This window comes from Hymenobacter qilianensis, from assembly GCF_014489555.1.
GTDB lineage: Bacteria > Bacteroidota > Bacteroidia > Cytophagales > Hymenobacteraceae > Hymenobacter > Hymenobacter qilianensis.
On sequence record NZ_CP060787.1, the window covers coordinates 42,702 to 65,764 of the forward strand.

General features: G+C 64.3%; 25 protein-coding genes and 1 pseudogene. 8 read left to right on the forward strand and 18 right to left on the reverse strand.

The window, feature by feature from the left end:
- The first annotated feature begins 19 nt into the window (after positions 1-19).
- The 6 genes from traM (at position 20) to H9L05_RS22470 (ending at position 3,184) form a co-directional block, all read left to right on the forward strand.
- A complete protein-coding gene (traM, locus tag H9L05_RS22445; RefSeq protein WP_187734621.1) occupies positions 20-511 on the forward strand; it encodes a conjugative transposon protein TraM in 492 nt (163 codons plus the stop codon).
- Positions 512-545: 34 nt separating this feature from the next.
- Positions 546-1,055 (forward strand): hypothetical protein, encoded by a 510-nt coding sequence (locus H9L05_RS22450; protein WP_187734622.1) that lies wholly within the window; start codon positions 546-548, stop codon positions 1,053-1,055.
- On the forward strand, positions 1,052-1,435 hold the full coding sequence (locus tag H9L05_RS22455) for a hypothetical protein (protein ID WP_187734623.1): 384 nt from the start codon (positions 1,052-1,054) through the stop codon (positions 1,433-1,435). Before H9L05_RS22450 ends, H9L05_RS22455 begins: the two co-directional genes overlap by 4 nt.
- Before the next feature lie 106 nt (positions 1,436-1,541).
- Positions 1,542-1,796 carry a hypothetical protein gene (locus tag H9L05_RS22460; protein WP_187734624.1) on the forward strand — a complete coding sequence of 85 codons (255 nt, stop codon included), beginning with the start codon at positions 1,542-1,544 and terminating at the stop codon, positions 1,794-1,796.
- A 214-nt stretch (positions 1,797-2,010) separates the two neighbouring features.
- Positions 2,011-2,316: a hypothetical protein gene (locus H9L05_RS22465; protein ID WP_187734625.1), complete on the forward strand. Its 306-nt coding sequence runs from the start codon at positions 2,011-2,013 to the stop codon at positions 2,314-2,316.
- A 313-nt stretch (positions 2,317-2,629) separates the two neighbouring features.
- Positions 2,630-3,184: a hypothetical protein gene (locus H9L05_RS22470; RefSeq protein WP_187734626.1), complete on the forward strand. Its 555-nt coding sequence runs from the start codon at positions 2,630-2,632 to the stop codon at positions 3,182-3,184.
- Between the two features lie 235 nt (positions 3,185-3,419).
- On the opposite strand, the gene H9L05_RS22475 is transcribed toward H9L05_RS22470, so the two are convergent.
- A complete protein-coding gene (locus H9L05_RS22475) occupies positions 3,420-4,142 on the reverse strand; it encodes a porin family protein (protein ID WP_187734627.1) in 723 nt (240 codons plus the stop codon).
- A 295-nt stretch (positions 4,143-4,437) separates the two neighbouring features.
- On the reverse strand, positions 4,438-4,800 hold the full coding sequence (locus H9L05_RS22480) for a DUF3703 domain-containing protein (RefSeq protein ID WP_187734628.1): 363 nt from the start codon (positions 4,798-4,800) through the stop codon (positions 4,438-4,440).
- A 569-nt stretch (positions 4,801-5,369) separates the two neighbouring features.
- On the opposite strand from H9L05_RS22480, the gene H9L05_RS22485 reads away from it, so the two are divergent.
- Positions 5,370-5,756, forward strand: a complete 387-nt coding sequence (locus H9L05_RS22485; protein ID WP_187734629.1) for a hypothetical protein — start codon at positions 5,370-5,372, stop codon at positions 5,754-5,756.
- Between the two features lie 74 nt (positions 5,757-5,830).
- On the opposite strand, the gene H9L05_RS22490 is transcribed toward H9L05_RS22485, so the two are convergent.
- The 13 genes and pseudogenes from H9L05_RS22490 to H9L05_RS22550 form a co-directional block, all read right to left on the reverse strand.
- On the reverse strand, positions 5,831-6,538 hold the full coding sequence (locus H9L05_RS22490; protein WP_187734630.1) for a DUF305 domain-containing protein: 708 nt from the start codon (positions 6,536-6,538) through the stop codon (positions 5,831-5,833).
- A gap of 106 nt (positions 6,539-6,644) precedes the next feature.
- Entirely contained in the window at positions 6,645-8,066 is a 1,422-nt protein-coding gene (gene lpdA, locus H9L05_RS22495; RefSeq protein ID WP_187734631.1) for a dihydrolipoyl dehydrogenase, read from the reverse strand.
- 46 nt (positions 8,067-8,112) lie between these two features.
- Positions 8,113-9,009: a cation diffusion facilitator family transporter gene (locus H9L05_RS22500; protein WP_187734632.1), complete on the reverse strand. Its 897-nt coding sequence runs from the start codon at positions 9,007-9,009 to the stop codon at positions 8,113-8,115.
- A 57-nt stretch (positions 9,010-9,066) separates the two neighbouring features.
- Positions 9,067-9,459 carry a hypothetical protein gene (locus tag H9L05_RS22505; RefSeq protein WP_223285044.1) on the reverse strand — a complete coding sequence of 131 codons (393 nt, stop codon included), beginning with the start codon at positions 9,457-9,459 and terminating at the stop codon, positions 9,067-9,069.
- A gap of 108 nt (positions 9,460-9,567) precedes the next feature.
- On the reverse strand, positions 9,568-11,760 hold the full coding sequence (locus H9L05_RS22510; RefSeq protein WP_223285045.1) for a heavy metal translocating P-type ATPase: 2,193 nt from the start codon (positions 11,758-11,760) through the stop codon (positions 9,568-9,570).
- Between the two features lie 50 nt (positions 11,761-11,810).
- Positions 11,811-12,425 (reverse strand): hypothetical protein, encoded by a 615-nt coding sequence (locus H9L05_RS22515; RefSeq protein WP_187734634.1) that lies wholly within the window; start codon positions 12,423-12,425, stop codon positions 11,811-11,813.
- A 30-nt stretch (positions 12,426-12,455) separates the two neighbouring features.
- Positions 12,456-12,938: a Fur family transcriptional regulator gene (locus tag H9L05_RS22520; RefSeq protein WP_187734635.1), complete on the reverse strand. Its 483-nt coding sequence runs from the start codon at positions 12,936-12,938 to the stop codon at positions 12,456-12,458.
- A 51-nt stretch (positions 12,939-12,989) separates the two neighbouring features.
- Positions 12,990-13,295, reverse strand: a complete 306-nt coding sequence (locus H9L05_RS22525) for a YnfA family protein (RefSeq protein WP_187734636.1) — start codon at positions 13,293-13,295, stop codon at positions 12,990-12,992.
- 63 nt (positions 13,296-13,358) lie between these two features.
- Positions 13,359-13,535, reverse strand: coding sequence for a hypothetical protein (locus H9L05_RS22530; RefSeq protein ID WP_187734637.1), 177 nt, complete (start codon positions 13,533-13,535; stop codon positions 13,359-13,361).
- Between the two features lie 32 nt (positions 13,536-13,567).
- Entirely contained in the window at positions 13,568-14,215 is a 648-nt protein-coding gene (locus tag H9L05_RS22535; protein ID WP_262892738.1) for an efflux RND transporter periplasmic adaptor subunit, read from the reverse strand.
- Positions 14,167-14,556, reverse strand: a complete 390-nt coding sequence (locus H9L05_RS22540; RefSeq protein ID WP_187734639.1) for a hypothetical protein — start codon at positions 14,554-14,556, stop codon at positions 14,167-14,169. The genes H9L05_RS22535 and H9L05_RS22540 overlap by 49 nt, the downstream gene beginning before the upstream one ends.
- Positions 14,557-14,578: 22 nt before the next feature.
- Positions 14,579-18,981, reverse strand: a pseudogene (locus tag H9L05_RS22545) (CusA/CzcA family heavy metal efflux RND transporter).
- Between the two features lie 18 nt (positions 18,982-18,999).
- Positions 19,000-19,470, reverse strand: coding sequence for a DUF6660 family protein (locus H9L05_RS22550; protein ID WP_187734640.1), 471 nt, complete (start codon positions 19,468-19,470; stop codon positions 19,000-19,002).
- A gap of 350 nt (positions 19,471-19,820) precedes the next feature.
- Here H9L05_RS22550 and H9L05_RS22555 point away from each other — a divergent pair, with 350 nt between their 5' ends.
- Positions 19,821-20,768, forward strand: a complete 948-nt coding sequence (locus H9L05_RS22555; protein ID WP_187734641.1) for a cation diffusion facilitator family transporter — start codon at positions 19,821-19,823, stop codon at positions 20,766-20,768.
- A 62-nt stretch (positions 20,769-20,830) separates the two neighbouring features.
- Here the strand turns inward: H9L05_RS22555 and H9L05_RS22560 are convergent, their stop codons facing one another.
- Genes H9L05_RS22560 through H9L05_RS22570 form a run of 3 tightly spaced genes read right to left on the reverse strand, consistent with a single transcriptional unit; the run spans position 20,831 to position 23,055 of the window.
- Positions 20,831-21,334, reverse strand: a complete 504-nt coding sequence (locus H9L05_RS22560; RefSeq protein ID WP_187734642.1) for a hypothetical protein — start codon at positions 21,332-21,334, stop codon at positions 20,831-20,833.
- 30 nt (positions 21,335-21,364) lie between these two features.
- Positions 21,365-22,609: a hypothetical protein gene (locus tag H9L05_RS22565; protein WP_187734643.1), complete on the reverse strand. Its 1,245-nt coding sequence runs from the start codon at positions 22,607-22,609 to the stop codon at positions 21,365-21,367.
- Positions 22,606-23,055: a Rieske (2Fe-2S) protein gene (locus H9L05_RS22570; protein WP_187734644.1), complete on the reverse strand. Its 450-nt coding sequence runs from the start codon at positions 23,053-23,055 to the stop codon at positions 22,606-22,608. Before H9L05_RS22570 ends, H9L05_RS22565 begins: the two co-directional genes overlap by 4 nt.
- Between the last annotated feature and the right edge of the window lie 8 nt (positions 23,056-23,063).

The window sequence follows — 23,063 nt, forward strand, 5'->3', positions numbered from 1 at the left end:
GGACGTGTTTTTCAAGTGTGTGATCCATGGCGAACAGAAGGTGCGCGCTGGCTCGGTGGTGATTCTGCGCCTCCTGGAAGATGCAGTAATAAGTGGCGTAACCTTCCCCAGGAACCTGGTCTTTGCGGCGGTAGCTGAGGTGGGTACCAACAGTGTCAACCTGACAGTAGATCGTCTGGGGCCAACGCGAGTAGCAGCCCAAATCTACGACTTCAACTATATGCCCGGCATTATGATAGACCCGGCCAAAAAGATACAAAAGGACGCGATGATGGCTGGCAATGACCTGCAACGGCAAACAACGCAGGAACTTAGCACCGCTATCGATCGCTCGGCTTCCGCGGCGAATTCAGTGGTTGGCGTCGGGGGCCGGATCGTGTCGAACGTCCTGTCTCGTCCGAAAACCCGCAGCCGGCTCCGGGACGTGTTATTGCCGGATGGCTACCCCATTCTGATCACGACGGCGGCGGCGGGGCAGCTGGACCCCTCGGCTTCTATCGGTAGTCGCTAATCCTCGCCTTTCCTTCATCTTACCCCCTACGACAATGAAAAAGCTCTTTTTGCCCGCTTTCGTAGCGGTTGCGCTGGTACTAGCTCCCCCTAGGAAAGCATCCGCTCAGATGGTGGTAAATGACCCGCTGCACATGGGCGTACAGATTGGCGAATTCGCCAAGAAACTGCAACAGTGGTCCAGCACCGTGCAGAACTATCAGGTAGTAGCCGACGCCAAGCAGATTGCGGGCGTAACCAAGGACATTACCGGTCAGGTAAAGGACCTGACGCAGGAAGGGCTAGCGCTGCAGCGGCAGGTGCAGGCTGACTTGCGCAAAGTGCAAAGCATTACCGATTTGCGCCTTTCCAACCCCCAGGAGCTGTTTGTGCGCGCCCTGGCTATGAATGGCCGGGCCCAAAGCAATCAGTATATGCCCGTCTACCAGAAAGCAGCGCGGCTGCGGCAAGCGCTGCAACTAACCAACCCGCAGCAGGACCTGAACACGGTGTATGATGTATTCTCCCGCTTTGGCTCCTCCTCTTCCGGGGCAGCAACCGGATGACGTCGGCCCAATACCAGGCGAAGCGCGAAGAATCTACGGTGTCCTCGTTTGCTTATCAAGAAATGGCCAACAAGCGCAAGATTGATACGGCGTTTGGGTACTACAAGATTGCGGATGAAATGACGCAGCAAAGCGTCGAATTGAATGCCACGTTGAAGAATCCGGGACGCTACGCGATGACGGAAGGCGAACGGATGGCGGCGCTTAATACGTCCAATGAGAATCTAATTAAGGCGATGCAGCTGCGCTTGGAAGCTGACCGGCTGCTGTCGGAAGCCTCGCAAGCCAGTCCCTCCCAGCAGGCCGCCGAGGCGGTGTATGCGGATGTGCTGGTGCAGCAATCACTACTTAAAATGGACCGCGCCCGGCCGCGTCGGTAACTGCGATGAGAAAGCTGCTGCTAGTGGCGCTCGTTACGGTGGGGGCTGGCCTATCGCCCGCTCTGGCCCAACGCCACGTCAAACATATATCAGCCTGGGGGCACATATGGGCCGTTCCGAACAAGGCACCTACTACGAGCTTAGCTACTACTCCCTGCTCACCGACCGGCTGGGAATCCGTCTTAGCGGCCTGCGCGAAGCGGGCAACCTAGGTAAGAAAGCGGGTGACTATGCCGCCTATCAGGGCCGCGTCCTGCTAGCTCCCCAACTCTTCCAAATCGGGGAAGTAATCTACGTGCATCTGCTCCTGGGCGCTGGTGGCCACTACGAGCGAACGAATCAAGGGGAACGAGGGAACTAGCCCCCAATGGCACCAAACCCCAACGCTTTAGTTTTGGCCCGCAAGCGGGGCCGAAGCAGACGTATTTCTAGGGAACCGCCTTTCCCTGGTGGCTACCGGCACGAAAGGCTATCAGATCGACCAGTCTTCTATCGACCAGTGGCCCGGTTATCTGAGTGCCGGCGTCCGGTATCACTTCCGCTAATCCTTTTACCCATCCAATCAATTCTAACCAATGAAACGACTTGCTACCCTGCTGCTGAACTGCGCTACCCTCGTGGCTACCAGCTGCTCCAAAGATGATAACGGCGTCACCCCTGTCGGGCCTAAGGACTATACAGTGGAGTACCGGGTTAGCTCCACTAGCAACCTGGTATCAGACTACATTTCCTACACTAACGCTACGGGTGGGACGACTACTCTTACGAATGTGGCGCTGCCCGTTAGCTACAGCTTCACGCGCACGATGAAACAAGGGGATAGCGCTACGCTACTAGCCAGCCTCCCAGCCGGGGCACGGCTGCCTCGAACATCACGGTAGCTATCCTGCTGGATGGCAAAGAGGTTAAGAAGGAAACCGGCACTGGTGACCGGGCGCAAGCGGTGCCAGTATGGGTAATTGGGCAATAGCCGCTTGGACATTTCATCTCCTCAAACCTTTTATCTTATGCTGCTTTCTAGTAGTTTCCTATCGCTGCTCGCGGTTCTCTTCAAGACATTACTTGTCGCGGGGGCACGTTTTACGTTACGTTTATTCTCTGCTCCTACTTTCCAGCCGTGGGCAACTACTTCGTCAGGCTCTTTGGGTTCGACAAGTAAAGGGGGCCTTCTATCCACCCTTCAACTTCAGTGCTATGGCTGATTACGAAGAAGGTTATCTAGCCGCCCAAAACGCGCACGGCAACCGCCACTCAGCGAAAGCAACTGGTGTGCTAGTGGGCCTCAGTGCACTGGCTGTAGTACGCCTAGTACCATTGGCCCTGCGCCTGCTGATGGAAACGATCGTATCGGTCCCATTTATCCTGTTGGCCCTGGCTGTTACTTACCCGCTAGACTTTCTAGGGTCGCGGTATAGTGAGGTTCGAATGCTGAGCATCGCCGCTATAACCTACGCGGGCCTCGCCCTGCTTTACTGGCTTAAAGGAGTGGCTATTGCCCTGCGCCGGCGCGGTGGCCGCTTATGGCTGCTGCCCTTTGCGGTATGCCTAACCGTGGTATGCCTGGTGCCAGCGGTGCTGCTGCATCTGCTTATTCTGTATGCGGTCCCAACCACCAGCGTACTGGTGGCGTGGTTGGTGCCGGTGGGCTTTGCCTTGTTAACGTACAACCGCTACCGCTTTACGCAGGACTACGCCCCCACATTTACCCTGTGGGCCTACCGCTTGGGCTATCGGTCGGCTATTAAGTAGCAACGAATAAGCAGGGTGTTGTTAAATAAATAGGGAGAAGCTCCGAGTCGAAGCTTCTCCCTATTTATTTAACAACACTCACATTAGACACTAAGTAAAAAGACCATGAATGGGCAGCGAGGAAGCTAGTTTAGGGACGATAAGGCCGGCTTATCGGACCCTATGCAGCCGTTTTCACAACTTGTAGAAGGTCCTTTACTATATGTTATCCGACGTAGCAGAAGTAGTGCTCCCTCTACTTCGCCAGCTTAAGAGCACTCAGCTGATAGCTAAGTTGCACCTGCCACGTGCGATTGCGCGCGGACGTCAGCGGACTAGCGGGCTCATAGCGCTCCGGAGTAAACGTATACGGCTGGTGCAACTTGGTCAACCCCGCTGCATAGCGGACCTCTAGGCCGAGGCGCGCGCCGAGCTGATAACCCACGCCGGCCGTATAGCCCAGTTCCCAGCGCCGAAAGTCGCCGGTACCCCGGTCCGTTTCCGTGACGGGGTAAGGCAACCACTCTTGGCTGGTCTCGGGGCTAGTGCCTGGCCGCAAGATGTATTCCGTCCGCGCTTGCTGGCGCGCGGCCACCAAGTAGCTCAGCTGCGGCCCCACCAAGCCGAAGAACTTACCGACTTGCCCCCGCACCAGCAGCGGTAGACTCACATAGTGAAGGCGGGTACGTTCCCGGCGCGTGTAGGCCCCAGAGCTTCCTTCCCAGCCTAACTGCCCTTCCTCCGTGGTCTTTACCCCGCGCTGCTCATATACTAATTCCGTTTGCAAGCCTACCCTCGTTGCGACGGGGTAGCGCAGCCAGCCGCCGGCCACCCCACCCAGGCGGGCAGTGCTAGAGGAGGGTTGTTTAGAAGTGCTGGCCATTAGACCTCCTTTCAGACCTAGTTGCAGTTGTTGCGCCCGGCAGGGGCGGGTGGCGGCCAGCACGAATAGGCCAACCAGGAGAGTAGCGTAGCGCATAAGAAGCCCGGGTGAATAACCCGTGAGCAGAGGAGCCGGTGCGCCCCCAAAAGGTTGCACATCTCCCAGCAGTAAGGGAGGCTTGGGCTTCTCCTCTAATACTACCACACTGCAGGCACTCAGGCACTCAGGCACTCAGGCGAGTAGGCGAGTAGGCGAGTAGGCGAGTAGGCGAGTAGGCGAGTAGGCGAGTAGGCGAGTAGGCGAGTAGGCGAGTAGGCGAGTAGGCGAAGAATGTTTTTATTCCGAGATCGCTCTTATAAATGCCATTATGTCAAAATGGGTTGTTTTAAGCTTAGACTGAGTCATTCAATAAGTGCTGCAGGTCGGCCGGAAGGGGCATGGGCTGCTCGGGCGAGACGTTGGCCCCGCCGGTATTGCCGGTGGGCACGCGGCCGAATAAGGACATGAAGAATCCGAACACAATGCGCGGCAGCTGCCCCAGGATTTCGCGCCGGTCGCCGGTGCGCCAGCCGTGACGCAGCATGAGCAGGTGGGTGTATGTGTGCGGCAGGGCCCAGCGCTGCCCCAGGATGTGGGCCCGCTCGAGGTGCTTAAAAGCCGTCGGCAGGTCCTGTCGGGCGGTGGCCAGGCGGGCGGCGTGCAACTCGGCTTGGAAGTGCGGCCGTAAGCGGACCGGGAGGCGAAGGTAAAACATGGGCTTAGGCTTAGAAATCAGGTAGCAATTTATTCTTTTTCGACCCGGCTTGGTGCGCGAGCCGGTGCCACCGCCGCTGGCGCCACCAGTAGAACCCGGCGGCAATGCCCGTCACCAACAGCGTGAGTCTCAAGGGGGCCAAATTGTGTTTGTGCGGCACGTAAACGACTGGCACGGCCAAGTGACGCGACGGAGCTTTCTCCATGCTCAACAGGGGGTGCCAGTTGTTTACGTGCCAACTCGAAGCCGTTGCCTGGCAGTTTCTTCCGTATGATGTCACCTCCTTAGCCGTTGATGAGCAGCTGACGGTAAAGGTGGCGAAACATGGTCAGCTACCAGAGCAGCTCAAGCCCCGCTCACCGGCCATCGAATAGAACCCTGACTGGGACTTGTGCAGTACCTGCTACTCCCCCAACAAACAAGTCGGGGGAGCGCTCCGGTAACGCGGGTATTCATAGTTCCCCCCCCCGGGTGGGGGCGTGCTCGGACGGGGGATGGTGGAGGGCGGCAGTGGTTTTCTGGAAACGAGCCAGTGCGTAGCTTGCGCGCCCCCGCTTTACCGTGCCCCCATGAGCAGTTCCCCCGTCGAGAAGTCACCCGTTCAGCTCTTTGACCTGCTGGTAGAGCTATTACTAAGCAAGGACGTGCCGGAGAAGCTGGTTGCCAGTCGCCTCAAGCCCTTCGTCCGCGCAAGCCGCCCAGAGCCTGATCGGCTGGGGCGCAAGTTTCTCATCACGCAGGGACCCGGTTTCCAGTTAACCGCCACGTTTGAGAAGCCAACCTTCGACCTCTACCAGGTCACGGCCCGGCTGACGCCGGCGGCCTATGCGCAGATAAAAGCGCACGCCCAAGCCCTGGCGTCGGTTCCCAAAACCGGGGCCGCCTGGAAAAACAGCTGGCTCGGCCTGTGGCCCCAGTGGAAGGTGAGCCGGGGCGACGCCCCCGGCAAGCCGTAACAGCCCGCTTCATGGGGGTGCTGCCGGGCCAGAAATTCATTGTCTTTACGCGAAGCTAACCCCCGGCTGGGCCGCTAGGGCGTGGGCCGGGCCGCCCGTTGCCCGGCGGTCAAGGCTTCCAGCTCCCGCTGCTGCGCGGCCAACCAGTGCGCGGCGAGGGTTTTTGGTTGGGCTTGCCGGCCGTAGCGCAGCTCGGTTTGGGCCAGCACCAGGCCACTTTGGTAAAACAAGGCCGCCAGGGCCGCAAACTCCTCGTCGGGTGTGCCCGCCGGCACGGGCGTTGCCAGCGGGCGGTGAACGCGTTGCAGGGCCTGTTGCAGGGCGCGCACCTGGGTAGGAGACGTCGCCCGGAAGTCGGTTCCCGGGCGGTGCTGGTTTACGCGTAGGGCTTCGAGCTCCTGTAGATTGCGCTCGCTGCGGTGGCGCAAGGTATCCGCGGCCAGGCGCAGCGCCGCATTTTTACCCCCGCGCAGGTACGCCTGTGCCAGGTCCAGGCCGCTGTGGTGGTACACCTCCAGCAGGTGGAGGAAGATGTGGTCGGAGTTTTCCACCGAGTTGTTGTGGCGCACCTCGTCCCCCAGGGCCGCCACAATGCGGCGGGCCGTGGCCGGTTCTCCCGGCGGATCGAAGTGGGTTACCGGCTCGCGGGCGTCCCCGTGCGACGGGGGCGGGAGGGGCGCGGGCGGCGTGGCTTCGGGTGCTGGCTTTTGGTCACACCCGCTCAGGGCCAGCGTGGAAAGTAAACAAAGGAAAGGAAGCGGAGCGAAGCGAAGGCGCAACATGAATGACAGGGCTTAGTTAGGAGAACGCCGACGGGAACAACCAAAACCGCCAACACCCCGTCGGGGGCTGCCGGCGCGCGCGAGGGGGAGAAGGGACGCGGGCAGCTTACATATTGAGGGCCCCGATGCCCGCCGCGTTGAGGCAGGCTTCCTTGAAGGCTTCGGCGTAGGTGGGGTGGGCGTGCGACATCAGGCCCACGTCCTCCGCCGCCCCACGGAAGCTCATCACAGCTACCGCTTCGGCGATGATGTCGGCGATGCGCGCGCCGATCATGTGCACGCCCAGAATTTCGTCGGTCTGCGCGTCGGTTAGCACCTTCACCAGCCCTTCAGTGTCCGACCCGGCCACGGCCCGGCCCGAGGCCGAGTAGGGGAAGGTGCCCACCTGGTAGGCCTTGCCCTGGTCTTTCAGCTGCTCCTCGGTGTAGCCCACGCCGGCCACCTCGGGCCAGGTATAGACCACGCCCGGAATGAGCAGGTAGTTGACTTGCGGGGCATGGCCAGCAATGCGCTCGGCCACGAACACGCCCTCGTCGGAGGCCTTGTGCGCGAGCATGGCCCCGCGCACCACGTCGCCCAGGGCCCAGATGCCGGGCACGTTGGTTTGCAGCTCGTCGTTGACGTTCACTCGGCCCTTCTCGTCCACTTCCACGCCGGCCGCGGCCAGGTTCAGGCCGTCGGTGTAGGGTCGGCGGCCCACCGAGACCAGGCAATAGTCGCCCGCCAGCTGCAGGTCGGCGCCGCCGGCGGCCGGGGTGGCCGTCAGCTTCACCGTTTCGCCTTCCCGCGTCACGGCCGTGACCTTGTGGGACAGGTAGAATTCCAGGCCCTGCTTTTTCAAAGAGCGCAGCAACTCCTTGCCCAGGGTGCGGTCCATGGTGGGGATGATGGCGTCGGTGTATTCCACGACCGACACCTGGCTGCCCAGGCGGGCGTACACTGAGCCCAGCTCCAGGCCGATGACGCCGCCGCCCACGATAATCAGGTGCCGGGGCAGCTCGCGCAGGGCTAGCGCCTCGGTGCTGGTGATGACGCGCTCCTTGTCCAGGGTGATGAAGGGCAGGGTGCTGGGCTTGGAGCCGGTGGCGATGATGATGTTTTTGGCCGTGAGCTGCTGCGCTTCCCCACCGTTCCCTGCCGCGGGCACGACCTGCACGGTGGTGGCGTCCACGAAGGAAGCCACGCCGTGAATGACGTCCACCTTGTTTTTCTTCATCAGGTACACCACCCCGTCGCATACCTTGCTCACGACTTTGTCTTTACGGTCCATCAGGCGGGGCAAATCGGCGCGCAGGTTATCGGCGTCGATGCCGTGCTCGGCGAACTGGTGGGTGGCTTTCTGGTAGAGCTCCGTGGATTCGAGCACCGCCTTGCTGGGGATGCAGCCCACGTTGAGGCAGGTGCCGCCCAGGGTGGGATACTTTTCGATGAGGGCCGTTTTCAGGCCCAGCTGCCCGCAGCGCACGGCCGCGATGTAGCCGCCGGGGCCGGAGCCGATGATGAGAACGTCGTAGGAAGTAGCGGGCATGAGCGGAGTGGGAGCGAATGAAGGGTGGGAAAGGAGCTGGGGACTTTTACAAGTGGGTTTCGTGCCGGGCAAAGTCGCCGCGCTCCACCTGAATGGTGGCGTGCTGCACGGCGTGCTTCCCCGTCACGTAGGCATGGGCCCGCGCCAGCACCTCGTCGTGCAGGGCCCCGTCGGCCAGCACCACGTGGGCGCTGAGGGCATTGACGCCGGAGGTGAGCGACCAGGCGTGCAGGTCGTGCACGGCGGCCACGCCCGGCTCGGCCAGCAGGCCCTGGCGCAGGGCTTCCAGGTTCACGTCGGCCGGGGTGCCTTCCAGCAGTACGCCCACAGCTTCCTTGAGCAGGGTCCAGGTGCGGGGCAGGATAAACAGGCCGATGAAGGCCGAGAGCAGCGGGTCGGCGTAGTACCAGCCGGTGGTGAGCATGATGATACCCGCCGCGATGACGCCGATGGAGGTGAGCATGTCCGAGAGCACCTCGAAGTAGGCGCCCTTCATGTTCAGGCTCTCGCTCTTGCCCTGGCGCAGCAGGTACATGCAGTACAGATTAATAATTAGGCCCACGCTGGCGACCCAGAGCATGGAGGTGCTTTCCACTTTGGGCGGGTCGAGAAAGCGAAAATAGGCCTCGTAGAGAATGTAGAGCGAAATCAGGATGAGCACCACCGCGTTGGTGAGGGCCGCCAGAATCTCGAAGCGGTAGTAGCCGTAGGTGCGCTCGGGCGTGGCGGGCTTCTCGGCAAAGCGGATGGCCAGCAACGCCAGGCCCACGCCGGCCACGTCGGTGAGCATGTGGCCCGCGTCGGCCAGCAGTGCCAGGCTCCCGGTGAGGTAACCGCCCACGACTTCGGCGACCAGGTAGGCCAGGGTCAGGAAAAACACGATGGTCAACTGGCGCTTGTTGCGTCCGGCGGCGCTGCCGCTCATGCCGTGGCTACTGCTCATGGGGTGTGGGGTAGGAAAGTGAATTACTTACTAAGGCAGCGGATGCTGCGCGAAAAATTAAAAGGCGAACCCACGGCGCACGAGTCGGACCCACCGCCGCTGGCGCCACCAGTAAAACCCGGCGGCAAAGCCCGTCACCAGCGGCGTCAAGAGGCCCGCGTGGATGGTAACCTCGTCGGTATACCAGGTTTGCCCCGCGCCGGTCGGCCGCAGCGTAATGTGGTGGTCCCACCCGCGGGCCAGGGGGCCGTGGCCGTTGTCGCGTAGCCAGAAACGCGTGGCATCCTGCGAAATCACCATCCACTGGGTGCCCAGGGGCAGCCAGCCGCCCAGGTACAGGCGCACCAGGTAGTTGCCGTCCTGCCACGTGTCCGGCAGCTGCGGGGGCGTGACGGGACGGAAGCGCAGCACGGGCCAGGCCACGTAAAACAGCAGCCGGGGCTGGAGCACGGCCTGCCAGGCCTGTTCCAAGGAGCAGTCTAACAGTGTCGAGCGGTGGATGCGCACGGGCTTAGCGGGGGTGGGGGCCCTGTCGTAGCTCCTCCGGCATTTTTTCTATTACCGACTCGTTTTCCGGGCGCAGGGCGGCCACCGGGGGCGCCGCGCCCGGGGCGTGCCGCCCGTGCCCGGCGTGGCGTAGTCCATGCGCTGGATGCGTACGGCGTTGAGGATGGCCAGCAGGGCCACGCCCACGTCGGCAAAGACGGCTTCCCACATGGTGGCTAGGCCGCCGGCGCCGAGAATGAGGACAATGCCCTTTACAATAAAGGCCAGCCAGATGTTCTGCCACACGACCGCGTGGGTGGCGCGGGCAATGCGGCGGGCCGTCGCAATCTTGCTCGGGTGGTCGGTTTGAATGACGACATCGGCCGTTTCGATGGTGGCATCGGAGCCCAGGCCGCCCATGGCGATACCGACGTCGGCCAGCGCCACCACGGGGGCGTCGTTCACGCCGTCACCCACGAAGGCCAGCTTGCGGCCCCCGTCCTTGTACTGCTGCACGTAGCGCGCCTTGTCTTCGGGCAACAGGCCGCCGTGCGCTTCGTCAATGCCTAACTCCTTGGCCACGCGCTGGGTGATGCTGTCCTTGTCGCCGGAGAGCATCACGATTTTGGTGATGCCGTCGGCCCGCAGCTCCTGCACCGTGCGGACGGCATCTTCCTTCGGCGCGTCGGCCACGGTCAGGTAGCCGGCGTACTGGCCGTCCACGGCCGCTACCACGATGCTGTCAACGATTTGATCGACTTCGGGCGGGTAGGCTACGCTGAACTTGGTGAGCAGCTTGGTATTGCCGGCCAGTACGTCGCGCCCGTCCACGCGGCCGCGCATGCCGTGGCCGCTGATTTCCTCCACGTTTTCGACGGGTACCCCGGTGGCCGCCGCGCCCACATGCAGCACGACCGCCTTGGCAATGGGGTGGGTGGACTTGGTTTCCAGCGCGCCCACCAGGCGCAGCAGCTGCGGGGCGTCGAGGCCGGCGGCCGGCTGCACCTGCTGCACGGCAAACACGCCCTGGGTAAGCGTGCCGGTCTTGTCCATGACCACCGTGTCGAGCTCGCGCATCAAATCCAGGAAGTTGGAGCCCTTGAACAGGATGCCGTTTTTGGACGCGGCGCCGATGCCGCCGAAGTAACCCAGCGGAATGCTAATGACCAGCGCGCAGGGGCAGGAAATGACCAGGAATACTAGGGCCCGGTAGAGCCAGGTGCGGAACACGTAGTCGTCCACCACGAAGTAGGGCACCAGCACCAGCAGCACCGCTAGGGCCACCACGATGGGCGTGTAGACCTTGGCAAACCGGGTGATGAACTGCTGGGTCTTGGCCTTGCGGCCCACCGCGTCCTGCACCATAGCCAGAATCTTGGCCAGCTTGGTATCCTGGTAAGTGGCCGTCACGGCCACTTGAATCAGCGACTCCAGGTTGACCATGCCGGCCAGTACGACTTCGCCGGCCTGCTTGGTCTGCGGCACCGATTCGCCCGTAAGGGCTGCCGTGTTGAACGAAGCCGGCCCTTTGGTCAGCGTGCCGTCCAGGGCTACTTTCTCGCCCGGCTTGACCTCGATGGTGTCCCCCACCACTACCTGCTTGGGGTCCAGGACCACCGTTTGCCCATCGCGGATAACGGTGACTTCGGTGGCCTGAATCTCGAGCAGGGCCCGGATGCTGCGCTTGGCCCGGTTTACGGCCGCGTCTTGGAACAGCTCGCCCACGGTGTAAAACAGCATGACGGCCACGCCCTCGGGGTACTCGCCGATGGCAAAGGCCCCAAGCGTGGCGATGCTCATGAGCAGAAACTCATTGAAGATGTTGCCCGAGGGGATGCTCTGCAGGGCCGAGCGGATAACCTTCCAGCCCACGAGCAGGAAGGCCACCCCGTACCAGCCCAGGCGCACGTAGTCGGTAAACCAGGCCACGTCGAAATAGTCCAGCGCCAGGCCACTGAGCAATAGCACGAGGCTCACGCCCGGCCACAGGTAGGGGTTGTCCCCCGCCGGGCCGTGGTCGTGTTCCCCGTCGCCGTGGTCGTGGCCGGCGTGCTCGTCGGCGGCCTTACCGGCCAGGTCCACCATCTTTTTGCCGGCGGGGTGGTGGTGGCCCGTGTGGTCGTGACCGGGCACGTCGTGGCCTTCGGGATTGGCGGCCGCGTCGGGCGTGAGCTGCTCGCGGGTGAGGGCGCCCACGTTTTCGAGCTGCACCTGCTTGGCGGTGTTGAGCTCTTCGTCGGTGTTGGAGGAGGTTGGATCAGGCATAGGAAAAGAAGCGTCTGGTTAAAAAAAATATGGGAGCGGTCCGCCGGCGGCTACCAGTCCACGAAAAAGCCGGCCACGCCCACCAGCACGAGCACCGCGCCCGTCAGCTGCCGCTCGTGCCGGGCCAGTCCATCGACGTTGAGGCCCTGCAGGCTGCGATGGGCCAGCGCTACCAGCGTACACATGGCCGACACGGAGGCCAGCAAATACACGCTCATCAGCAGGGCCAGGGCCGCCGGGCCGTGGGTGCCGGCCGCTAAAAAGAAGGTCTGAATCTCCAGGCACGGGGCCAAAAACATCGTCGCGGCCAGCCCAACTACTAGGCGCCGGCGCGGGGTGCGCCGGCGCACGGGCCGCGGGTCAGGGTGGGTATGACCGGGGCCGGAAAAGGCGTAGAGTAGGCCGATGGCGATGAGCAGTAGCGGCGCAATCCAACTGGCAAATTGCTCGAAGCGGGCCGAGAGGCGCCACCCCAGCAAACCCAGCGCCACCCCGATGCCTACCGTGCTGAGCACGTGGGCGAGCCCGGCCACCAGCGTCACGCCCACCGCCCGCCGCAAAGGCCAGCCTTCGGCCCGCGCCACGGCCAGCACCGGGGCCCAGTGGTTGGGAATGGCGGCGTGGAGGAGGCTTAGCACAAAGGCACCGGTAAGTAGTTCAAGCATGGGAAGCGGTCAGGAAAGAGGCACCGCCGGTTACGAGGACAAACCTCGGGCTCCGGGCGATGCAATGCTATTGCATTGTTTAAGCAGCGGTTGGCGAGTCGCCCGCGCAGCGGGGCAGAGGCCTTTCATCACCAGGCTGGTTTCCTGCACCTGGTAGGCCTCGGGCAGGGCAATGACCGGCACGGCCACCGCGGGCAGGCAGGCGGTTTCCCGGCAGCGGGTGCAGAAGAAATGCACATGCAAGTCCTGGTGGTGCTGGGGCGTGCAGCGGGGCTCGCACAGGGCGAACTTGACGGCGCCGCTGCCGTCCTCGATGCGGTGCACCAGCCCTTTGTCGGTGAAGGTTTTCAGGGTGCGGTGCACGGTGATGCGGTCGGCGGGCTGGAGCAACGCCTCCACGTCGGCCAAGCTCAGCGCCGCCGACTGCTGGACCAGCACGTCTAAGATCAGCAGGCGCATGGCCGTGGGCGTTATCTGCTTGGCGATCAGGGTGTCTTCGAGGGGATGAGCCATAGTAAAAGCGCAGCGGTGGGGAATAGGATTAAGCTACTACCAAAGGGCCGGTCAGGACCGGGGCCAAAACAAGATTACGGCCAGGCCCAGCAGCAGGATGGCTCCACCCAGCAAGTCGGACCGGTCCGCTCGGAAGCCATCAAAGTACCAGCCCCTCGCCCTGGACATGACCACGAAAATGCCGCCGTAGACGGCGTAGGTTTTGCCGAAGGCAGTGGGTTGCCACGTCGCCACCCAGCCGTAGAGTACGAGCAGGATGGCGCCCAGGAGCCCCATCCACCCGGGTCGGTCAGCCTTCAGCCACTGCCAGAAGCGGGAGCTACCCCCGATTTCGTAGAGTCCCGCCAGAATAACCATGGTCAGGGGTTGTAGGTACTGCCTGGTTCCGGGAAGAAGGTTGGTTGCTGGAGGAGAAAGGCCTCAATGGCCCTCACCTTCCTCCTCGGCGTTTTTCAGCTTGGCTAGCAGCGAGTAGGCGCCGTCCGTGACGAAGGTAGAGGTGGCCGGCACGGTCTCCGGCAGGGTGACTTCGGTGTAGCCGTCCTCGCTGCGCCCCAGTGTCACGGGCACCAGGCGGTAGCGGCCGGAGGCTTCCACGGCAAAGGCGTAGCTCTGGCCCTCAAAGCGTACTAGGGCGGCGTCGGGCAGGGTGGGGCCTGGGTGCGGCCCGTTTCAATCAGGGCCCGCACGTAGAGGCCGGGCAGCAGGGCCGGGTCGTTTTCCTGGTCGAGGTGGCCGTGCACGCGCACGGTGCGGTCCTCCCCGATGGCTTTGCCCACCAGGTATACCCGGGCCGTGCGCTCGCGGCGGGAGCCAGTGGAGTCGCTGGCCAGGGTGAAGCGAATGAGCTGCCCGTTCTGCACCCGGGCCACGTCGCGCTCAAACACGGTGAGCTCCACGTGCAGGTGCTCGGGGTCCACGATTTCAAACAGGGCATCGGTGGCGGTCACGGCTTGGCCCACCGTCACGTTCACGGCCCGCACGAAGCCGGCCCGCGGGGCGCGGACGCTAGCCGTGGTGACTATCTTTCCTCCTACCGGCAGGCCCGCCAGCCGCAGTCGGGCCGCCTGGGCATTGGTTTGCACCTGCAGGGCCTGGTAGTCGGCCTGCGCGCGCTGGTAGTTTTTCTGGGGCGCTACTTCCTGCTCGTAGAGCTCCTTCTGGCGGGCCAGCTCGGTGCGGGCATACTCCAAGCGGGCGCGGGTTTCCAGGTAGTCCTGCTGCAGGGTCACAAACTCGGGGTTGCGGATAGTGGCCAGCACTTCACCCTTGCGCACCCGGGCGCCCTGCAGTAGTTCGGTATTGTCCACGAAGCCGCCCAGGGGGCCGTGATGTTGACGGCACTTTCCGGCGGCACGTCCAGCGTGCCGTTCACGGCCAGGCCCGCGCCCATGGGGCGGGAGGCCAGGGGACCGGTTTTCAGCCCGCCAGCCTGCTGCTCGGCGGTGGAAAGGGTCACCATGTCGGCGGCTTCCTCCCCTTCGTGCGCTTCTTCCCCGGCATGACCACCGGCCTCGGTGGTGGTCTCAGCGTGGTCCGCGTCGGCGGTTTCATTTTCCTTACTGCAGCCGGCCAGGGTCAGGGCCAGCAGCAACGCTAGGGATGCTAGGTTCTTCATATGGATCAAGTCGAGAGATGGGTTATTGGACCGCCGTGCCGAGCAGGTAGTCCAGGTCGATAACGGTTTGGTTGTGCGCAAGCACGGCGTCCAGGTAGGCCGTGCGCACGCTCAGGGCGCGCTCCAGGTTAAGGAGCAGTTCGGAGTAGGTGGTTTCGCCGGCCTTGTAAGAGAGCTGGCTCAGGCGCACGATGGTCGCGGCCTGAGGCAAGCCCGTCTGCTCGTAAAACTGCACCCGCCGCTGCTGCTCCTGCAGGCGCACGCGCAGCTCGTCCAGCCGGGCGGCGGCCTCAGCCTGGTAGCGCTGGTACTGGGCCGTGGCCACCTGCTCCTGCAGCTGGGCGGCCTGCACCCGGGCCTTCTGGGCCCCGCGCAGCAGGGGAATGGCTACGCCGGCCTGCACGCTCTGGAACCGGTCGCCGGTCCCGTAGGTCTGGGAACGCCCGTCCACCTCGTAGGTGCCGCGCAGGGTCTGGTTGGTGTAGCCCACGTTTACCTGGGGCAGGCCCTGGGCCCGCTCCACCCGGGTTTCGGCCCGGCGCTCGGCCAGCTGCTGCCGCAGCGCCAGCGCCTGGGGCGTCGTGGCCAGCTGGGCGGTGTCCGTTGGGGCTGCCGGGGCCGCGAGGCGCTGCAGCGTGCTGTCGGCCACGGCCACGGGCTGGGGAGCTTGCAGCAGGGCTTGGAGCTGCCGCTGCGCCACCACCAGGTCTGCCTGGACCTGCGCCAGCAGGTTCTGGGTTTCCCCGTGCTGGATGAGCGCGTTAGCTGGCTCCAGGCGGTTTACTTCCCCGGTCTTAAAGCGTAGCTGGGCCGCGCGCAAAAACTCGGCATAGATGCTGTCCTGCCCGCGCAAGGTGCGCAGGCGGTGGCGGGCGTACACGGCCTGCTCGTAGGTCAGGCGCACCTGCCGGCGCAGCTCGGCCTGGACCTGCCGGAGCTGCTGCTCACGGGTGGCAATCTGGGCCTGGCTCAGGCCCGCCTGGGCCTTGTAGTAGCCCGGCAACGCCAGCGACTGGCCGATGCTGAGCACGTTGTCGGCCAGCGGCGAGTTCACCTGTCCGTAGTTGCCCAGCAGGGTGGTGCGGCCCACGTCAAAAGCCGTGCGGCGCAGGGCCTGCTGGGCTTCCAGGGAGCGTTGGGCAGCCTGCACCGTGCCGTTAGCCTGCATGGCCTGGCCCACCGCTTGGGTGGCGGTCAGCGGCCCCTGCGCCCGGGCTGCTGGGCTGCTGAGCAGTCCGCCGAGCACCAGCAGCACCACCGAAACCGGCACGGCCGCGGAGGGCTGCGGCTTTTCCTCTCCCTTTGGTTTCGCCTTGCGTTCGGACAGGGCGTAGAGCACCGGCAACACGAGCAGGGTGAGCAGGGTGGCGGTGACCAGTCCCCCGATAACCACCGTGGCTAGGGGCGCTGCACTTCGGCGCCCGCTGACTGGGACAGGGCCATGGGCAGGAAGCCCAGCGAAGCGACGGTGGCCGTCATCAGCACGGGCCGCAAACGTACCTGGGTGCCTTCCAGAATGCGCTGATAGAGGTCCGTGCGGCCTTCGTCCTTCAGCTGGTTGAAGTAGCCGATGAGCACGATGCCGTTGAGCACGGCCACGCCAAAGAGGGCAATAAAGCCCACGCCGGCCGAGATGCTAAACGGCATGCCCCGCAGCCACAACGCCAGCACCCCACCGATGGCCGAGAGGGGAATGGCCGTGAAAATGAGCACCGACTGCTTAAGGGAGCCGAAGGTGAAGAACAGCAGGGTAAAAATGAGCCCCAGGGCCACGGGCACGGCAATGCTCAGGCGCTCGGTGGCCTGGCGCAGGTTCTCGAACTGGCCGCCATAGGTGGTGTAGTAGCCGGGCGCGAACTTGATTTGCTGCTCCACCCGGCCCTGCAGCTCGGTCACGACGCTTTCCACGTCGCGGCCCCGCACGTTGAAGGCCACGCTGATGCGGCGCTTGGCATCGTCGCGCTGAATCTGGTTGGGGCCTTCCTGCAGCTCCACCGTGGCCACCTGCTCCAGGGGAACCTGCTCGCCCGCCGGAGTGGCGATGAGCAATTGGCGCACCTGACTGATGTTCTGGCGCAGCTCGGGAGCCAGGCGCAGCACCACGTCGAAGCGGCGCTCCTGCTCAAAGAGCAGGCCGGCGCTTTGGCCGGCGAAGGCCGTCTGTACCGTGCGGTTCACGTCGTCGGCGTTGAGGCCGAAGCGGGCCAGGCGGTTGCGGTCGAGCTTGACTACGATTTGGGGCAGGCCCGTGACCTGCTCCACGTACACGTCTTCGGCCCCTTCCACCCGGCGCACCAGCCGGGCGGCCTGCTCGGCGTAGGAAGCCAGCTGCTGCAAGTCCTCGCCGTAAATCTTGAGCACTACGTCCTGCTTGGCCCCCGAAATCAACTCGTTGAAGCGCATCTGGATGGGCTGCTGAAAGCCGAAGGTAACGCCGGGGATGACGCTCAGGGCCGCGGCCATCTTGTCGGCCAGCTCCTCGCGGTTACCCGCGGAGGTCCACTTGTCCGGATCTTTTTCCAGAATCACCATCACGTCGGCTGCTTCCACCGGCATGGGGTCGGTGGGAATCTCGGCGGCCCCAATTTTGGCCACTACCTCCTGGACTTCGGGGAACTGCTTTTTGAGGATGGCGCCCGCCTGCAGGCTTTTGTCCACGGTGTAGCTCAGCGAGGAGCCGGTGAGCGTGCGCAGCTCCACGGCAAAGTCCCCTTCCGAAAGCTGGGGAATAAACTCCCCGCCCAGGGTACGAAATAAGAGCAGGGATCCCCCAAACAAAGCCACTGCGCTGGTCAGCACCACGGCCTTGCGGCGCAGGGCCCACTCGAGCAGGGGGCGGTAGCGGGCTTCGAGCCAGCGCATCATGCGATCCGAGAAATTGGGTTGGTGCGCCGTGTTGCGACTCAGGGCCAGCGCCGCCATCATGGGCACGTAGGTGAGACTCAGAATAAAGGCGCCAATAATAGCGAAGGCTACGGTCTGAGCCATGGGCCGGAACATCTTGCCCTCGATGCCCACCAACGCTAGCAGGGGCAAATACACGATAAGGATGATGATTTCCCCGAAGGCCGCCGAGGAGCGGATTTTGGAGGCGGCCGTGTAGGTTTCCGCGTTCATCTGCTCGCTGCTCAGGCGGTTACCCGGCACCTGCAGCTGCCCGCCGTGCAGGCGGTGCACGATGGCTTCCACGATGATGACAGCTCCGTCCACGACTAGGCCAAAGTCGATGGCGCCGAGCGAGAGCAGGTTGCCCGACACGCCGAAGAGCTGCATCATGGCAATGGCAAACAGCATGGCCAGCGGGATGACGGAGGCCACGACCAAGCCCGCCCGCCAGTTGCCCAGGAACAGGATGAGCACGAAGAGCACGATCAGGGCCCCTTCAATCAAATTGGTTTTCACCGTGCCGATGGCCCGGCCCACCAGCTCGGAGCGGTCGAGGTACACGTCGATGGCCACGCCCTCGGGCAAGGATTTCTCCACCGTGGCCATGCGCGCTTTCACATCTTTAATCACGTCGTTGGCGTTGGCGCCCTTGAGCATGAGCACGATGCCGCCAGTCACTTCGCCTTCCCCGTTCCGCGTCATGGCCCCGTAGCGCACGGCCGAGCCCAGGCGCACGTCAGCCACATCGCGCACCAGCACGGGCAGGCCGCCCGCGGTGTTGCGCACGACGATGTTGCCCAGGTCGGCTGCGTTCTCGGCCAGGCCTTCGGTGCGGATAAAGTAGGCCGTGGGCTTCTGGTCGAGGTAGGCGCCGCCGGCGTTCTGGTTGTTGGCGGCCACGGCCTGGTGTACCTGCTCGATGGTCACGTTCAGGGAGCGCAGGCGCGTGGGGTCCAGGGCAATCTCGTACTGCTTGAGCAGGCCCCCGAAGCTGGCCACGTCGGCCACGCCGGGCGTGCCCAGCAGCTGGCGCCGCACAATCCAGTCCTGAATCGTGCGCAGCTCGCGCGCGCCGTACTTCTTTTCAAAGCCGGGCTTGGCGCGCACCAGGTACTGGTAGATTTCGCCCAGGCCGGTGGTAACCGGGGCCAGCTCGGGCCGGCCGATGCCTTCTGGAATCTGGCTTTCGGCTTCGCGCAGGCGCTCCGCGACCTGCTGGCGGGCCCAGTAAATATCTACTCCGTCCTCGAAGACGATGGTGACCACCGAGAGACCAAAGCGGGAAAAGGAGCGCACCTCCTCCCGGTCCGGGATGGTGGCCAGGCTCTGCTCGATGGGAAAGGACACCAGCCGTTCGATGTCGCCGGCGGCCAGCGAGGGGGCCACCGTGTAGACCACGACCTGGTTGGTGGTGATGTCGGGCACCGCGTCAATCGGCAGCCGGCTCAGGGAGTATCCGCCCCAGGCGATGAGCGCCAGGGTCAGGATCCCAATGATGAGCTTGTTGTGAATGGAAAAATGAATGAGCCGGTCAAACATGCTGGCTGGGGAAAAAGGCTAGAAATCCTGACATAGGGCGGCCGGAGCACCGGAAGGCTCAACGACGGCAGGGTCCGGGCACCGCGAAACGGGTGCGCGCGTCACGGGAGCGGGCACCACAGGGCACCCGTTCCCAGAAGGGACCGGAGGAAACAGGAAACTAGGCTTGCGGAGGCTGCCAGATGGTGCCCGGCAAGTGCCGGGGCCCGGGGGGGCTAGCCGGGCAAAGCGGCTGGGCGCGTAATACGTCCGGGGCTGCACGATCAGGGGAATACCCAGGGCAAGCGGCAGCGAGGTACTCGCGCAGCACTGACACTGACACATGGGGGTGCACCAATCCAGTCCCGCATGCGTACCGGCCTCCTGCTGCTGGGAGGCCGCGGTGACCAACGTCTGCAGGTTATCCGCGCGCACTGGCTCCCGGTCTACGCAGGGCAGACAAGCCAACACAGCGAGGTAACAGGCAAAAAAGATGGAGAGGAAACGCATGCAAGCAAGACGGGATGGTGCAAACCTACGAAATGCGCACCAATAAGGATACAACCAGGGGTTAATTTGGTAACTGCCCGGACAAGGTTTGCGAGTCAATCAGTCACTGGCCTAGCGGGCCGGTAAGCACGGGGACCGCGGTGTAGCAGCGCCGCGCTGCCGAAGAAACAGGGTCGGGCAGGCAATAAGTTTCCACGGCCAGCGCGCGGACCGAATTAGTCAGGACACTTCCGCGCTGCTGGTTCCGTGCGCTATCCTCCCTACCGGTCAGGCCCCGTTGCCGCCGCGCATCTGCGCGCCATCTACTACCTTACCCTGCCAGTAAGCCCCCCGTTTCTTTCGCTATCCCTATGGCGCACCTGCCTTCTTCCGACGCCGCCGGACCTAAGCCCCGCGGCCCCGACCACCGGCCGGGCGCTCACCCCCACGGGCTCGGGGCGGACACCCCCTACCTGCTGGTCTGGAGCGGGTGCCTGCTCCTCCATTTTTCTTTTGTCCTGGCCGAGGCGGCCGCCGGCTTCTGGGGACATTCGGCGGCGCTCCTGGCCGACGCCGGCCGCAACCTCGGCAGTGGGCTTTGTTTGGGCCTTGCCTGGTGGTGCGGGCGCCCGGCCCGGCGCTCGGGCCGGGGACGCTATCCTTACGGCTTCCACAGCCTGCCGATTCAAATCTCCCTCTTCACGGCGGTGGGACTATGTGTCCTGCTGGGCGTCCTGCTGCGAGCAACCATGGACTACCTGCGCTCCCCTGAGCCGGTGAGTGGCCTGCTGGTCGGGCTGCTCGCCGGCGCGGGCCTCCTCCTGCACGCCGGAACTGCCGGACTGCTGTTGCGCGGGCAGCAGGTCCGGGGGAACGGGCGCCGCGGCTGCCAGTACCTGTTCACGGATGCCCTGGTATCGTTTGGGGTGGCGCTGGGCGGAGCCCTCCTGTATGGCACCGGCTGGCCGTGGGTGGACCCTTTCCTGGCCGTGGTGCTGCTGGGCGTCATCGCCTACGGCTGCTGGGGCCTGCTCACCCCGAGCCGGCTGCTGCGGACCCGCGCGGAAGACACGGATGTAGCGGCGGTGCGCGCCTTTCTGCGGAGGCAGCCCGGCGTGCGGGAGGTGCATCAGCTGCATATCTGGCCCCTCACCCCGACGGACACCGCCCTGAGCGTGCACCTGGTGCGGCCCCGCCAGGACGATACCGCCTTTATAGAATACCTGCAAGAGGCCCTGCACAGGGAGTTCCACATTCGCCAGAGCACGGTGCATCTTGAACCCGAAACGTTGAGCTCGGGCACTCCTGGCGGGGGGTAGTAACCGGGGCGGCGCAGGAGGCGACGGCGGCAGTAAACCAGTAGGACCGGGCTTTTTTGTTTTTAGACGCCGGTGAAGGTTCTCAAGCTCGACAACGGGTCTGGCTGGGCAGCCCCCGGGTGGGGCTCCCGGCGGGCACCCCTCATTTGCTGAAAGGCGGCCAGGGCCTTTTCCCAGTGCGGGGTTCCGTAGGCCCGCAGCAGGGGGACCAGGGCCGGGGTCAGGGCGAAGTGCAGCCGGGGACTGGTGCACGGCAGGGTGGGGTTGTCGGGGTTGCGCAAGACCAGGCCCACGGCCACCAGCGGCTGCAGCACCTGCCCCCGCATGCGCACAAACGCGTGTTCGGTGGAAGCTTCACGCCAGTTATACACCGTGCGCATGAAGTCGCGAATGCCGCGGGCCATGCCTTTGCGCCCGTCGCTGGCTTCCACCCACGGGGTATCCGGGCCTACGCCAGCCAGGGCCAGCAGCGTTAGAGCCGCCAGCTTGCTGCACAGGGTCGTTGTCAGGTTCAGCGCGCTGAGGATGTGCTGAGCCTCGGTGACGCGGAGGTAATAGATTTCCATAGCTAAAAGGGTCGCTGGATTGGTCCCGGGTTAGAAGTAAGACGAGAGTCCCACTTGCACCGTCGCGGACCGAACCGCGGGGTTGCCCAGAAAGTCACGGGCCCACTGCGAGCGGTAGTTCAGGCGCACCACCGTCAGGGGGGAGGGCCGCCAGCTCAGGGCCGGCACCACGGCCCAGGTCTCGTCGCCGATGGCCCCGCCCGTTTCCGCGAACCGGTCCCGGTTCCAGTCCACGTATTCCAGGCGCAGGCCGGCATTGAGCACCGCGTTTTCGTAGCCGAACACCCGGCCCTTGCGCAGCGGCTGCACCAGGTCCAGGAAGCCGCCCATCTGGCGCCCCCCGTACTGCGGGGCGTAGTTGTCGGGCACGTTCACCCGCACCCAGGCCCACTCCCCGGTCAGGGCCGTGCGGGTGCCGGGCAGGGTGGTGTTGGCGTCCACGGCCCACACGTCGAGCCGGCGCCGCTGGTCCAGCACCAGGCCGTCGTCCTCGAACTTGTTATAGACCTGGCCCATGTGCGAGAGCCCCAGCTCGCCCACCTTCTGCCGGCGCAGGGCCACCTTGGCCGTGGTCAGCAGCTGCCCGTTGACGTTCTCCTCGAAGCGGTCGGGGTTGGCCTTGCTGGCGGGTAGAAAGGTGCGGCTCTCGGGGTTGTCGACGACCGAGTTGTCGAAGCCGTTGGTCAGGTAGGCTTCGTAGGCAAACACCCAGCGGTCGGTGTACTTTTTGCCGAAGAGGCCCGCGCCTACATTGCTCCAGGTGGCGGGCAGCAGCTGGGTGGCCGCAATCGGCCGATCCACGAACTCCCACTTCGGGCCGTCGTGGTTCTGGTTGAAGGCCCCGATGGGGTTCATCACGATGCCGCCGCGCACGTTGAGCAGGGGGCTGAACTCAAAGTCGACGGAGGCAAACTCAATGTTGATTTCCTTGGTGCCGTCCTCGAACTCGATTTCCGTCAGGAACTTCACGCGCTTGCTGATGGCCGAGGACACGAACAGGGTCACGCGGCGCATCTGAAACTGGTGGCCCTCGCCGATGCCGTCCGTGCGGCCGTTCTGGTAGTTGGCTTCCACGTAGCCGCCCAGGGCCACGGGCAGGCGCCCGGCCTGCAGAAACGGGCGGTTGTAGACCGCATCCAGGTTAAGCTGGGGCCGGCCCATAGTGTCGGCGGGCACGCGGCGCAGCCGCCCGGGGTCGCGCAGCAGCGTAGGGTCAATTTGCGCCAGGGCCGGGCCGGCCGCAGCCAGCAGCAGCAGGGTCAGGAGCGTCTTCATGACGCGGCCCGTAAGTCCAGGAATAAGTCATGGCCGGCCAGGCGGACCGGGAAGCTGCGCAGCGGCGCGGCGGCTGGCCCATTGGTGACCTGGCCGCGGCTGTCGAACTCGCTGCCGTGGGCCGGGCACTGCAGGGCCGTGCCGCTGGCCTGCAGCTCGGCTCCCTGGTGGGCGCACTGCATCCACAGAGCCGAATAGTCGGTCTCGCCGAAGCGGAACACGCAGATAGGAAAGCGCAGGGCCTCGTCGCGCACCACCACGAAGGGGCGGTACGCCACCGGCGAGCTGCCCTCAATGACAAACTCGCGCAGGGCCACCCGGACGCCGTCCGCGGTGAGCGTGGTAGCCGCGTAGCGGGTGGTAGCGCAGCCGCTTAGCCCGGTGCCCAGGGCCACTGCCCCGAGGCAGGCCCCGCAGCCGCGTCCGATAAATTGCCGACGATTCATAAGGATGG